This is a genomic window from Brevibacterium daeguense, assembly GCF_021729135.1.
Taxonomy (GTDB): Bacteria; Actinomycetota; Actinomycetes; order Actinomycetales; family Brevibacteriaceae; genus Brevibacterium; species Brevibacterium daeguense.
In genome coordinates, this window is record NZ_JAJTWW010000003.1 from 43,444 (window position 1) to 55,858 (window position 12,415).

The following is a 12,415-nucleotide window of genomic DNA, read 5'->3' on the forward strand; positions in this document are numbered from 1 at the left end:
GGAGTATGCTTGCCAAGGCACATTCGCCTCCGGAGGGCCACCGCTGCGCCGGAAGCACATTCACTCCTTTAACAGGCCGTCCAGTGAGGCGGAGAAGGAGAAGGGAACCAGATTGAGACATCGCACCGTACTCGACTCGGCAGAGATCTCACGGGCGATCTCGCGGATCGCCCACGAGGTCATCGAGAGCAACAAGGGCGCACAGGGTCTCGTGATCCTCGGAATTCCCACTCGCGGCGTCCCGCTGGCCCGCCGCCTGGCGGAGAAGATCGCGCAGATCGAGCCGGACGCAGATGCAGACGCGATCACCGGCAGCCTCGACATCACCATGTATCGGGATGATCTCCGCCGTGGCAAGCTCCGCTCTCCCGAACCCACTCGCATTCCGCCGACTGGCATCGACGGGAGGACCGTCGTGCTCGTCGACGATGTCCTCTTCTCCGGCCGCACGATCCGCGCGGCTCTCGACGCGCTGGCCGACATCGGCCGCCCCGACGCCGTGCGCCTGGCAGTCCTCGTCGACCGGGGACACCGCAGCCTGCCGATCCGAGCTGACCACGTCGGCAAGAACCTGCCCACCGCGATCGACGAACGCGTCTCGGTCACCGTGGCGGAGATCGACGGTGAGGACGCCGTGACGATCTCCGCTCCCGAGGCGGCATGATGCGCCACCTGCTGTCCACCACGGACCTCACCCGCGACGACGCCGTCGATCTCCTCGACGTGGCCGAGGAGATGGCTCAGGTCTCCGAGCGCGAGGTCAAGAAGCTGCCGGTGCTGCGCGGCCGCACCGTCGTCAACCTCTTCTTCGAGGACTCCACCCGCACCCGACTCTCCTTCGAAGCCGCCGCCAAGCGCCTCTCGGCCGACGTCATCAACTTCTCCGCCAAGGGCTCGAGCGTGTCCAAGGGCGAGAGCCTGCAGGACACGATGCAGACCCTGGCAGCGATGGGCGCAGACGCCGTCGTGGTCCGCCACGCCGGCTCCGGCACGCCTCACCGGCTTGCCACCAGCGGGTGGATCGATGTGCCGATCCTCAACGCCGGCGACGGAACCCACGAGCATCCCACCCAGGCCCTGCTGGACTCCTTCACCCTGCGCCGGGTGCGCGGCGGCCTGCCCGCCTCGGGCCCGGCCGAAGGCGCGCGCGGCACCGACCTGGCCGGCTCCACCGTGGCGATCGTGGGTGACATCCTCCACTCCCGGGTCGCCCGCTCCAACGTCCACCTCCTCAACACCCTCGGCGCGCAGGTCGTGCTCATCGGCCCTCCGACGCTCATGCCGTGGGGTGTGGAAGAGTGGCCCGCAGAGGTGTTCTACGACTACGACGACGCATTGGCCGCCCACGAGTTCGACGCGGTCATGATGCTGCGGGTGCAATTGGAGCGCATGCACCAGTCGTTCTTCCCGAATCCTCGGGAGTACACCCGGCTCTGGGGCCTCACTCCGCAGCGCTACCGCGCCCTGCCCGGACACACCGCGATCATGCACCCCGGACCGATGAACCGCGGCTTCGAGATCTGCGCCGAGGCCGCCGACTCGCCGCGCGCCGTCGTCCTCAGCCAGGTCGCCAATGGAGTGGCCGTGCGGATGGCCGCCCTGTACCGACTGCTCATGGGAACCGAATCGGAAGGACGCTCGTGACCTCACTGCTCATCAGGAACGCCTCGGTGCTCGGCGGGGAGGTGCGCGACCTCGCGATCGCCGACGGCCGCTTCGTCGAGGTCGAGGCGCTGGCCGATCCGGGCCGGGTGATCGACGCGGAGGGGCTGATCGCGCTGCCCGGCTTCGTCGATCTGCACACGCACCTGCGCGAACCCGGCCGGGAGGATGCCGAGACCGTGCTCACCGGCTCGCAGTCAGCAGCGCGCGGCGGCTACACTGCCGTCCACGCGATGGCCAACACCGCCCCGGTCGCCGACACCGCCGGAGTCGTCGAACAGGTGTGGAACCTGGGCCGCGAAGCCGGGTGGACGGAGGTCGTGCCGATCGGCGCCGTGACCGTCGGCCAGCAGGGCGAGCAGCTCGCCGAACTCGGTGCCATGGCGCGCAGCGCCGCCGACGTGCGGATCTTCTCCGACGACGGCCACTGTGTCGCCGATCCGCTGCTCATGCGGAGGGCGCTGGAGTATGTCAAGACCTTCGACGGCATCATCGCTCAGCACTCGCAGGAGCCCCGACTCACCGAAGGCGCCCAGATGAACGAGGGCATCGTCTCCTCGGAGCTCGGCCTGCCCGGCTGGCCGGCGGTGGCGGAGGAGGCCATCATCGCCCGCGACATCCTGCTGGCCGAGCACGTCGGCTCACGCCTGCACGTCTGCCATCTGTCCACCCGCGGCAGCGTCGAGCTCGTGCGCTGGGCGAAGAGCCGGGGCGTGGCCGTGACCGCCGAGGTCACCCCGCACCATCTCATGCTCACCGACGAGCTCGTGCGCAGCTACGACCCGCTCTACAAGGTCAACCCGCCGCTGCGCACCCGGGCCGACGTCGACGCCGTGCGCGCCGGGCTCGCCGACGGCACCATCGACGTGATCGGCACCGACCACGCACCCCACACCGCCGAGCACAAGTGCTGCGAGTGGACGGCCGCGGCGATGGGCATGGTCGGCATGGAGACCGCCCTGGCCATCGTCGTCGAGGCGATGCGCGACCACGACTTCGGCTGGTCCGACGTCGCCCGCGTCATGAGCTCGCGCCCTGCCGAGATCTCCGGCCTGCCCGAGCAGGGCAGCCTGGCACCCGGCCGTGGCGCCAACCTCGTGCTCGTCGACCCGGACGCCGCGGTGCGCGTGGATCCGAACGAGCACGCAACGCTCGGCCGGAACAATCCCTTCGCCGGGTTCGAGGTGTCGACCCGGATCGTCCACACCGTCCTCTACGGCCACCAGGTCGTCGCCGACGGCAGCCTGACCACCGCCCATCCGATCACGGAAGGCGGCTCATGGATCGTCTGATGCCCACTCTGCTGACGGTCGCCATCGTCATCGGCGTCTTCGCGCTGCTGTGGTGGGGCTGGCGGTCCCGGCGGGACTCCCAGGCCGCGGTGCTGCCCCGGCCCGCTCGCCCGGCCGAAGGCACCACCGTGATCGGCGATCCGATCGACGGCACGTACGTGGTGACCACCCTGTCCGGCCAGCATCTGGAGCGCGTCGCCGCCCACGGCCTGGGGATCCGCACGTCGGCGCGGCTGTCCTTCAGCGACGCGGGCGTCATCCTCGACCGGGACGGCGGCGACGACCTGCTGATCCCCGTCGACGCGATCCTCGACGTCTCGACCACCTCCGGCATGATCGGCAAGTTCGTCGAGCGGGACGGGATCGTGGTGATCACCTGGAAGCTCGGTGACACTCCCGTCGACACCGGCTTCCGCACCCGGGCCGCAGCCGACCGGCAGCCCACCATCGACCATATCCGCCAGCTCATCGGGGAGGCCTCGTGAACCTGCTGAATCAAACACCTGCCGTGCTCGTCCTGGAGGACGGCCGCACCCTGCGCGGGAACGCCTACGCCGCCACCGGACAGACCGTCGGCGAAGCCGTCTTCGTCACCGCCATGACCGGCTACCAGGAGACGCTGACCGACCCGTCCTACCACCGTCAGATCGTCGTCCAGACGGCGCCCCACATCGGCAACACCGGCGTCAACGACACCGACGACGAATCGCTGAAGTACTGGATCGCGGGCTACGTCGTGCGCGACGCGTCCCGCGTCTCCTCGAACTGGCGCGCCACCGAAGACCTCGAGGACCGACTGTCCCGCCTCGGAGTCGTCGGCATCAAGGACGTCGACACCCGTGCGCTCACCCGGCATCTGCGCGATCGCGGAGCGATGCGGATGGGCATCTTCTCCGGGGACGCCGCCGACCGGCCGGAGTCCGAGCTGGTCGCCGAGGTCAACGCCGCCCCGGAGATGACCGGCCTGCAGCTCGCCGACGAGGTCACCACCGAGAAGGCCTATGTCGTGCCCGCACAGGGAGAGAAGAAGTTCACCGTCGCCGCCTACGACCTCGGCATCAAGTCGATGACTCCGGAGCAGCTGGCCGCCCGCGGCATCGAAGTCCACGTGGTGCCGGCCTCGACGACCTTCGACGAGGTCCGGGAGCTCGGCGTCGACGGCGTCTTCTACTCCAACGGACCCGGCGATCCCGCCGCGGCCGACCACCAGGTGGACGTGCTGCGCCAGGTGCTCGCGGCCCGGATCCCGTTCTTCGGCATCTGCTTCGGCAACCAGCTCCTCGGGCGGGCCCTCGGCTTCGGCACCTACAAGCTCAAGTTCGGCCACCGCGGGATGAACCAGCCGGTGCTCGACAAGTCCACCGGACGCGTCGAGATCACGTCGCAGAATCACGGCTTCGCCGTCGACGCGCCGCTCGAAGGGGTCGTCACCGCTCCCGCCGACGCCTCCTTCGGGCGCGTCGAGGTCAGTCATATCGGGCTCAACGATCAGGTCGTGGAAGGCATCCGCTGCCTGGACATCCCGGCCTACTCCGTGCAGTTCCATCCGGAATCGGCTGCCGGACCGCACGACTCCAGAGGCCTGTTCGACCGCTTCGCCGAGCTCATGACCGCCAACCGCTCCGCCGAAAACTGAGGAGAGACACCACAGTGCCCATCAGACAAGACCTGTCCTCCGTCCTGGTCATCGGCTCCGGCCCCATCGTGATCGGCCAGGCCAGCGAGTTCGACTACTCCGGCACCCAGGCCTGCCGCGTGCTCAAGGAGGAGGGCCTGCGGGTCATCCTCGTCAACTCCAACCCGGCGACGATCATGACCGATCCCGAGGTCGCCGACGCCACCTACGTGGAGCCGATCGAGCCGGGCATCATCGAGACCATCATCGCCAAGGAGAGGCCCGATGCGCTGCTGCCCACCCTGGGCGGGCAGACGGCGCTCAACGCGGCGATCAACCTGGACGAATCCGGCGTGCTCGACAAGTACGGCGTCGAGCTCATCGGCGCCAGCGTCGAGGCCATCCAGCGCGGCGAGGACCGCCTGCAGTTCAAGCAGGTCGTCGAACGCTGCGGAGCCGGCGTCGCCCGGTCCGCGATCGCGCACTCGATCGAGGACTGCCTGGCCGCCGCCGAGGAGCTCGGCTACCCGATGGTCGTGCGCCCGTCCTTCACCATGGGCGGACTCGGCTCCGGCATGGCCTTCAACGAGCAGGACCTGCGCCGGATCGCCGGCGCCGGCCTGCAGGACTCCCTCACCACCGAGGTGCTGCTCGAGGAGAGCATCCTGGGCTGGAAGGAGTACGAGCTCGAGCTCATGCGGGATCGCAACGACAACGTCGTGGTGATCTGCTCGATCGAGAACATCGACCCGGTCGGGGTCCACACCGGCGACTCCATTACGGTGGCGCCTGCGATGACGCTGACCGACGTCGAATACCAGAACCTGCGCAACATCGGCATCGACGTGATCCGTGCGGTCGGCGTGGAGACCGGCGGTTGCAACATCCAGTTCGCGATCGACCCGGATGACGGTCGGGTCGTCGTCATCGAGATGAATCCCCGCGTGTCGCGGTCCTCGGCGCTGGCATCGAAGGCGACCGGATTCCCGATCGCGAAGATCGCCGCGAAACTCGCGATCGGCTACACCCTCGATGAGATCCCCAACGACATCACCGGGGTCACCCCCGCCTCGTTCGAGCCGGCGCTCGACTACGTGGCCGTGAAGATCCCGCGCTTCGCGTTCGAGAAGTTCCCGGCCGCCGACCCGACGCTGACGACCACCATGAAGTCCGTCGGCGAGGTGATGGCCCTCGGGCGCAACTTCACCACCGCCCTCCAGAAGGCCATGCGCTCCCTGGAGCAGAGGGACTCGGCCTTCTCCTGGACCGAGCGCTACGACCTCTCCGATTCCGAGGTCAGGCAGGACGTGCTGGCCCGGATCGGGCACGCCACCGCGGACCGGCTCCACACCGTGCAGCGGGGACTGGCGTCGGGCCTGACCGTCGAGGAGGTGCACGACGCCTGCGACATCGACCCGTGGTACCTCGACCAGATCGCGCTCATCAACGAGGTCGCCCGGCTCGTCGCCGACGCGCCTGAGCTGTCGGCTCGGATCTTCGAGCTCGCCAAGCGCCACGGCTTCTCCGACGCGCAGATCGGCGAGCTGCGCCATCTGGACGAGCAGGTCGTCACCGGCGTCCGCCACGCCCTGGGCATCCGCCCGGTGTTCAAGACCGTCGACACCTGTGCCGGCGAGTTCGCCGCCCGCACCCCCTACCACTACTCGAGCTATGACGACGAGACCGAGGTCATGCCGCGGGAGCGCGAAGCGGTCATCATCCTCGGCTCCGGGCCCAACCGGATCGGGCAGGGCATCGAATTCGACTACTCCTGCGTGCACGCCACGCTGGCACTGTCGGAGGCCGGCTACGAGACCGTGATGATCAACTGCAATCCGGAGACCGTCTCCACCGACTACGACACCGCCGACCGCCTGTACTTCGAGCCGCTGAGCTTCGAGGACGTGATGGAGGTCTACCGCGCGGAGCTGGCCGCCGGGCCCGTCGCCGGGGTCGTGTGCACGCTCGGCGGCCAGACCCCGCTGGGACTGGCCGACCGCCTCAAGGCCGCAGGAGTTCCCGTGCTCGGCACCCAGCCCGAGGCGATCGACCTCGCCGAGGACCGCGGCGAATTCGGCCGGGTGCTCGCCCAGGCCGGCCTGCTGGCACCCAAGCACGGCACCGCCACAACCTACGCCGAGGCGAAGACGATCGCCACCGAGATCGGCTACCCGGTGCTGGTCCGCCCCTCCTATGTGCTCGGCGGCCGCGGCATGCAGATCGTGTACGACACCGAGCAGCTGTTCGACTACATGGCGACCGCGACCGAGGTCTCGATCGACCGGCCGGTGCTCGTCGACCGGTTCCTCGAGGATGCCGTCGAGATCGATGTCGACGCGCTCTACGACGGCGAGGAGATCTACCTCGGCGGGATCATGGAGCACATCGAGGAGGCGGGCATCCACTCCGGCGACTCCGCCTGCGTGCTGCCGTCGATCACCCTGGGCGAGAACGTGCTGCAGCGAGTCCGCGAGGCGACCCTGCAGATCGCCCGCGGCACCAACGTGCGCGGCCTGCTCAACATCCAGTTCGCGATCGCCGCCGATGTCCTCTACGTCATCGAGGCCAATCCGCGTGCCTCCCGCACGGTCCCGTTCGTGTCGAAGGCCACGGGCCACCCGCTGGCCAAGGCTGCCGCGCTGATCGCGGTCGGCCGGACCATCAAGGACCTGCGCGGCTCGCTCCTGGCCGCCGAGTCCGACGGCTCCCACCTCGGGCTCGAGCACCCGATCGCGGTCAAGGAGGCGGTGCTGCCGTTCCGCCGCTTCCGGACGGTCGACGGGAAGATCGTCGACTCGATCCTCGGCCCCGAGATGCGCTCGACCGGCGAGGTCATGGGCATCGATGTGAACTTCCCCATCGCCTTCGGCAAGGCCGAGCTCGGGGCGGGAGCCGCTCTGCCCACCTCGGGCACGGTGTTCGTCTCCGTGGCCGACCGGGAGAAGCGCTCCTCGGTGCTGCCGGTCAAGCAGCTGGCCGACATGGGGTTCGAGATCCTGGCAACGGCCGGCACCGCCTCGGTGCTCGCCCGCTACGGCATCGAGGCGACGCAGCTGCCCAAGCACTACGAGACCGCCGAGGACGAGCGCACCATCCTCGACGACATCACCGAAGGCCGCATCGATCTCGTCATCAACGTGCCGTCCGGCCGCCAGGAGCGCGCCGACGGCTACGAGATCCGCGCCTCGGCCGTGGCCGCCGGGGTGCCCCTGATGACCACGGTCGCGGAGTTCGCCGCCGCGGTGACTGCGATCGAGTCGATCCGGAACCAGCCCTACGGGGTCCGGTCCCTGCAGGACTGGGCATGAGGGACTACAGCCGCAGCTGGGTGGCGGCGGCGCGCACCTCGGCCCTGGTCGTGGGCATCGACCCCAGCGCCGGAATGCTCCACCACTGGGGTCTGCCCGACACCGCCGCCGGCGCCCGCGAGCTGTCCCTGCGGGTGCTCGAGGCGGCGGCCGGCCGGGTGGGCACCGTCAAGCCGCAGTCGGCATTCTTCGAGCGCTTCGGCTCCGCCGGGATCGCGGTGCTCGAAGAGGTGCTGGCCGAGGCCCGGCAGACCGGACTGCTGACGATCCTCGACATCAAGCGCGGGGACATCGGATCCACGATGGCCGGCTACGCCGACGCGTACATGAATCCCTCCTCCCCGCTGTGCGCCGACGCCGTCACGCTGTCGCCCTACCTGGGCTTCGGGTCATTGGCACCCGCGCTGGAGGCCGCCCGCAGGTGGGGGACGGGCTGCTTCGTGCTGGCCCTGACCTCCAATCCGGAGGGGGCACAGGTCCAGCACGCCACCACCTCCGGTGGCAGTGCGGTGGCCGCCGAGGTGGTCGCCGGGGTCGAGGCCTTCAACGCCGAGGTCGGCTCGCCGCTGGCCGGGGTCGTCATCGGCGCCACGGCCGGGGAGACAGCCAAGTACCTCGGCATGGATCCCGCCGGCCTGCAGTGCCCCATCCTGGCGCCCGGCTTCGGTGCGCAGGGCGCCACCGTGGACGATCTCGAACGGGTGTTCGGCGACTCGTTCCGGTCGGGTCGAGTGCTGGTGAACGCTTCGCGCTCCGTGCTCTCCCACGGGCCGGATCGAACTGCGCTCCAGGTCACGATGGATGAAATCAGCCGTGTGCTCGGTCAGCGGTTGCGTCTAGACTGAGGAGAACTTCCCAGGACAGAGCGCACTTTCTTGATGAGGAGACGACGTGGCACTCGAACCATTGACGCCTGAGCAGAGGTCCGCCGCCTTGGACAAGGCCTTCAAGGCCCGGCAGGCACGGGCAGAGGTCAAGACCGCACTGAAGTCGGGGCGGACCACGCTGTCCCAGGTGCTCTCGGACGCCGCCGAGGACGAGGCACTGAGCAAGATGAAGGTGCACGACCTGCTGCGTTCGCTGCCCGGAGTCGGCGACCGCCGCGCCACTGCGCTCATGGAGGAGATCGGAATCGCCTCCTCCCGCAGGCTCAAGGGACTGGGAGTCCATCAGACCGCCGCATTGCTGGAGAAGTTCGACGCCAAGTGAATACCCTGACTGTACTGGCCGGCCCCACCGCTGTCGGAAAGGGCACGGTCAGTGCCTACATCCGCGAGCACTTCCCTGCGATCTGGTTCTCCGTGTCGGCGACGACGCGCCCGCCGCGACCCGGCGAGATCGACGGGGTGCATTACCTGTTCACCTCGGAGGAGGAGTTCGATCGGATGCTCGCCGCCGGCGAGCTGCTCGAGAGCGCCACCGTGCACGGTCGGTTCCGCTACGGGACTCCCGCCCTGCCGGTGCGCCACGCGCTGGCGGCGGGGAAGCCCGCGCTGCTGGAGATCGACCTGCAGGGAGCACGACAGGTCAAGGAGCGGATGCCCGAGGCGCGATTCGTCTTCCTCGCCCCTCCCACCTGGGAGGAGCTCGTCCGGCGGCTGATCGGCCGCGGCACGGAGACGCCCGAGGAGCAGGAGCGCCGGCTGGAGACCGCAAAGCTCGAACTGGCCGCGGAGTCCGAGTTCGACCACACCGTCGTCAACAGCGACGTTCGAACTGCCGCGCAAGACCTAGTACGATTGATGGGGCTGTCGGTCGACAGCACCGAAACTGATTGATGGAGTCTGAGTGTCAGTACAACCCGAAGGCATCACCTATCCGCCGATCGACGACCTGCTGGCGGTGACGGACTCGAAGTACGAGCTCGTCATCGAGTCCTCGCGTCGTGCCCGGCAGATCAACGCCTACTACGCGCAGCTGCAGGAGGGACTGCTGGAGAACGTCGGCCCGCTGGTCACGCCTGAGCCGAACGAGAAGCCGCTGTCGATCGCGCTGCGCGAGATCAACGAGGGCAAGATCCTCATCCGCGAGCCGCGCGAATCCGACTTCGGCCAGCCGATCGCCGAGGACTTCGGCGTCGCCGACGAGGAGTTCCCCGAGCAGTGAACGTCGTCCTCGGGGTCGCGGGCGGCATCGCGGCTTACAAAGCCTGTCATGTGGTCCGCGAACTGAGGGAACTCGGACACAGCGTCCGCGTCGTGCCCACCCGCGCCGCGCTGGAGTTCGTCGGCGCGGCCACCTGGGAGGCGCTCAGCGGTCAACCCGTGTCGACGTCGGTGTTCACGCGCATCGACGAGGTCGAGCACGTCAATATCGGCCAGCACGCAGACCTCGTGATCATCGCTCCGGCCACCGCGGACCTGCTGGCCCGCGCCCGAGCGGGGATCGCCGATGATCTGCTCACCGCCACGCTGCTCACGGCGACCGCCCCGGTGGTGATGGCGCCGGCCATGCACACCGAGATGTGGCACCACCCGGCGACGGTCGACAACGTGGAGACGCTGCGCGACCGCGGCGTCCACGTCATCGAACCCGATTCCGGCCGCCTCACCGGCGCCGACTCGGGTCCCGGCAGGTTGCCGGAACCCGATCGTATCGTCTCCGCCGCGCTGGAGTTCGCCGCCGGCGCCGCGCCCGGAGGCGCCCTCGCCGGAAACCGCATCCTCGTCACCGCGGGAGGGACCCGGGAACCGCTGGATCCCGTGCGCTACCTGGGCAACCGATCCTCCGGCAAGCAGGGCACCGCCCTCGCCCGGGCCGCCGCCGCGGCGGGCGGCAGCGTCCACCTCGTGGCCGCGAATGTGGGCGCCGAGGTGCTCGCCGGATTGCCGCCGACGGTGACCGTGACCGAGGTGGAGACCACCGCCGAGCTCGCCGAGGCGTGCGCAGCCGCGCAGCCGGAGTCGGACGTCATCATCATGAGCGCGGCGGTGTCCGACTACCGGGCTGCCGAGACCGCCGCCCACAAGATGAAGAAGTCCGGGGACGAGGGGCTGCGCATCGAGCTCGTGCAGAACCCGGACATCCTCGCCGGACTGGTCAGGACCCGAGCAGGGGACCAGCTCATCGTCGGGTTCGCCGCGGAGACGGGTTCACCGGAGGCCGGACCCGAGCAGCTGGCGCGCGAGAAGCTGCTCCGCAAGGGCTGCGACCTGCTGGTGCTCAACGACGTCTCCGCCGGGAAGGCCTTCGGCACCGACACCAACGCGATCGTCCTCTACGCCCGGGACGGCGACGCCGTCTCGGAGGTCCTGCGGACCGAGGGGACCAAGGACGAGGTGTCCGAGAAGGTCGTCGCCGGAGTGGCGTCCGTCCTTCATGGTTAGGATGGTCGGGTGACTTCTTCGAATCTGCGCCATTTCACGTCCGAATCCGTGACCGAGGGCCACCCCGACAAGATCTGCGATCAGATCAGCGACGCGGTCCTCGACTCCCTGCTCGCCCAGGACCCGACGGCCCGGGTCGCGGTGGAGACACTCGTGACCACCGGCCTCGTCCACGTCGCCGGTGAGGTGACCACCAGCGGGTACTCGAACATCGCCGACATCGTCCGCAAGACGATCATCGGGATCGGCTACGACTCCTCGGAGAAGGGCTTCGACGGTCACTCCTGCGGTGTGTCAGTGTCGATCGGCTCGCAGTCGGAGAACATCAGCACCGGCGTCACCACCTCGCTGGAGCGCCGCTCCGGAGACCACGACGACGAGGACTTCGGCAGCTCCCTGGGCGCTGGCGACCAGGGGCTGATGTTCGGCTACGCCGACAGCTCCACCGACGTGCTCATGCCGCTGCCGATCTTCCTGGCCCACCGCCTGTCGGAGCGGCTCACCGAGGTCCGCAAGACCGGACTGCTCGACTACCTGCGGCCGGACGGCAAGACCCAGGTCACCATCGGCTATGACGGCGACACCCCCGTGACCATCGAGGCGATCGTGCTGTCCACCCAGCACGATGCCGCAGTCGGACTGCACCAGCTCGAGGCCGAGATCAAGGAGACCGTGATCGCCCCGGTCCTCGCTGACCGCGGGCTGGACATGTCGGCCACCACCTACTACATCAACCCCGCCGGCAAGTTCGTCGTCGGGGGACCGATGGGTGACGCCGGTCTGACCGGACGCAAGATCATCGTCGACACCTACGGCGGTTTCGCACGCCATGGCGGCGGCGCCTTCTCCGGCAAGGACCCGTCGAAGGTCGACCGCTCCGGCGCCTACGCGATGCGGTTGGTCGCCAAGAACGTGGTGGCAGCCGGACTCGCGGACCGGGTGGAGGTGCAGGTCGCCTACGCCATCGGCTCGAGCCGGCCCGTCGGCCTCTACCTGGAGACCTTCGGCACGGAGAAGGTCGACCCCGCACGGATCACCGCCGCGATCAACGAGGTCTTCGACCTCCGCCCCGCGATGATCATCCGGGACCTCGACCTGCAGCGCCCGATCTTCCAGGACACCGCGAGCTACGGGCACTTCGGCCGCACTGGAGCCAACTTCACCTGGGAGAACACCGAGCGCGCGAACGAGCTGGCCCGGCTGGTGAGCTGA

General features: G+C 69.0%; 12 protein-coding genes. All 12 read left to right on the forward strand.

The window, feature by feature from the left end; all coding sequences use genetic code 11:
* Window positions 1-58 precede the first annotated feature (58 nt).
* From pyrR to metK, 12 genes are read left to right on the forward strand one after another with little or no spacing between them, the layout of a single operon-like run.
* Window positions 59-664 carry a bifunctional pyr operon transcriptional regulator/uracil phosphoribosyltransferase PyrR gene (pyrR, locus tag LXN01_RS03860; protein WP_336885231.1) on the forward strand — a complete coding sequence of 202 codons (606 nt, stop codon included), beginning with the start codon at window positions 59-61 and terminating at the stop codon, window positions 662-664.
* On the forward strand, window positions 664-1,644 hold the full coding sequence (locus tag LXN01_RS03865; RefSeq protein WP_236863443.1) for an aspartate carbamoyltransferase catalytic subunit: 981 nt from the start codon (window positions 664-666) through the stop codon (window positions 1,642-1,644). The genes pyrR and LXN01_RS03865 overlap by 1 nt, the downstream gene beginning before the upstream one ends.
* Window positions 1,641-2,954 carry a dihydroorotase gene (locus tag LXN01_RS03870; RefSeq protein WP_236863257.1) on the forward strand — a complete coding sequence of 438 codons (1,314 nt, stop codon included), beginning with the start codon at window positions 1,641-1,643 and terminating at the stop codon, window positions 2,952-2,954. Before LXN01_RS03865 ends, LXN01_RS03870 begins: the two co-directional genes overlap by 4 nt.
* On the forward strand, window positions 2,954-3,439 hold the full coding sequence (locus LXN01_RS03875; RefSeq protein WP_236863258.1) for a PH-like domain-containing protein: 486 nt from the start codon (window positions 2,954-2,956) through the stop codon (window positions 3,437-3,439). Before LXN01_RS03870 ends, LXN01_RS03875 begins: the two co-directional genes overlap by 1 nt.
* Window positions 3,436-4,590: a glutamine-hydrolyzing carbamoyl-phosphate synthase small subunit gene (carA, locus tag LXN01_RS03880; protein WP_236863259.1), complete on the forward strand. Its 1,155-nt coding sequence runs from the start codon at window positions 3,436-3,438 to the stop codon at window positions 4,588-4,590. The genes LXN01_RS03875 and carA overlap by 4 nt, the downstream gene beginning before the upstream one ends.
* Window positions 4,591-4,604: 14 nt before the next feature.
* Entirely contained in the window at window positions 4,605-7,877 is a 3,273-nt protein-coding gene (carB, locus tag LXN01_RS03885; RefSeq protein WP_236863260.1) for a carbamoyl-phosphate synthase large subunit, read from the forward strand.
* Window positions 7,874-8,722: an orotidine-5'-phosphate decarboxylase gene (pyrF, locus tag LXN01_RS03890; protein WP_236863261.1), complete on the forward strand. Its 849-nt coding sequence runs from the start codon at window positions 7,874-7,876 to the stop codon at window positions 8,720-8,722. The genes carB and pyrF overlap by 4 nt, the downstream gene beginning before the upstream one ends.
* A 46-nt stretch (window positions 8,723-8,768) precedes the next feature.
* The gene (gene mihF, locus LXN01_RS03895) at window positions 8,769-9,086 is read left to right on the forward strand and encodes an integration host factor, actinobacterial type (RefSeq protein ID WP_236863262.1); all 318 of its coding nucleotides are present in this window, start codon (window positions 8,769-8,771) and stop codon (window positions 9,084-9,086) included.
* Window positions 9,083-9,655, forward strand: a complete 573-nt coding sequence (gene gmk / locus LXN01_RS03900) for a guanylate kinase (protein WP_236863263.1) — start codon at window positions 9,083-9,085, stop codon at window positions 9,653-9,655. The genes mihF and gmk overlap by 4 nt, the downstream gene beginning before the upstream one ends.
* A gap of 10 nt (window positions 9,656-9,665) precedes the next feature.
* The gene (gene rpoZ / locus LXN01_RS03905; RefSeq protein WP_236863264.1) at window positions 9,666-9,983 is read left to right on the forward strand and encodes a DNA-directed RNA polymerase subunit omega; all 318 of its coding nucleotides are present in this window, start codon (window positions 9,666-9,668) and stop codon (window positions 9,981-9,983) included.
* The gene (coaBC, locus tag LXN01_RS03910; protein WP_236863265.1) at window positions 9,980-11,203 is read left to right on the forward strand and encodes a bifunctional phosphopantothenoylcysteine decarboxylase/phosphopantothenate--cysteine ligase CoaBC; all 1,224 of its coding nucleotides are present in this window, start codon (window positions 9,980-9,982) and stop codon (window positions 11,201-11,203) included. The genes rpoZ and coaBC overlap by 4 nt, the downstream gene beginning before the upstream one ends.
* A gap of 9 nt (window positions 11,204-11,212) precedes the next feature.
* A complete protein-coding gene (metK, locus tag LXN01_RS03915; protein WP_236863266.1) occupies window positions 11,213-12,415 on the forward strand; it encodes a methionine adenosyltransferase in 1,203 nt (400 codons plus the stop codon).

Excerpts from the sequence above, each read along its gene's own strand:
- LXN01_RS03865 (WP_236863443.1), top strand. The coding sequence starts at position 664 with ATGCGCCACCTGCTGTCCACCACGGACCTCACCCGCGACGACGCCGTC.
- LXN01_RS03875 (WP_236863258.1), top strand. The coding sequence starts at position 2,954 with ATGCCCACTCTGCTGACGGTCGCCATCGTCATCGGCGTCTTCGCGCTG.
- pyrF (WP_236863261.1), top strand. The coding sequence starts at position 7,874 with ATGAGGGACTACAGCCGCAGCTGGGTGGCGGCGGCGCGCACCTCGGCC.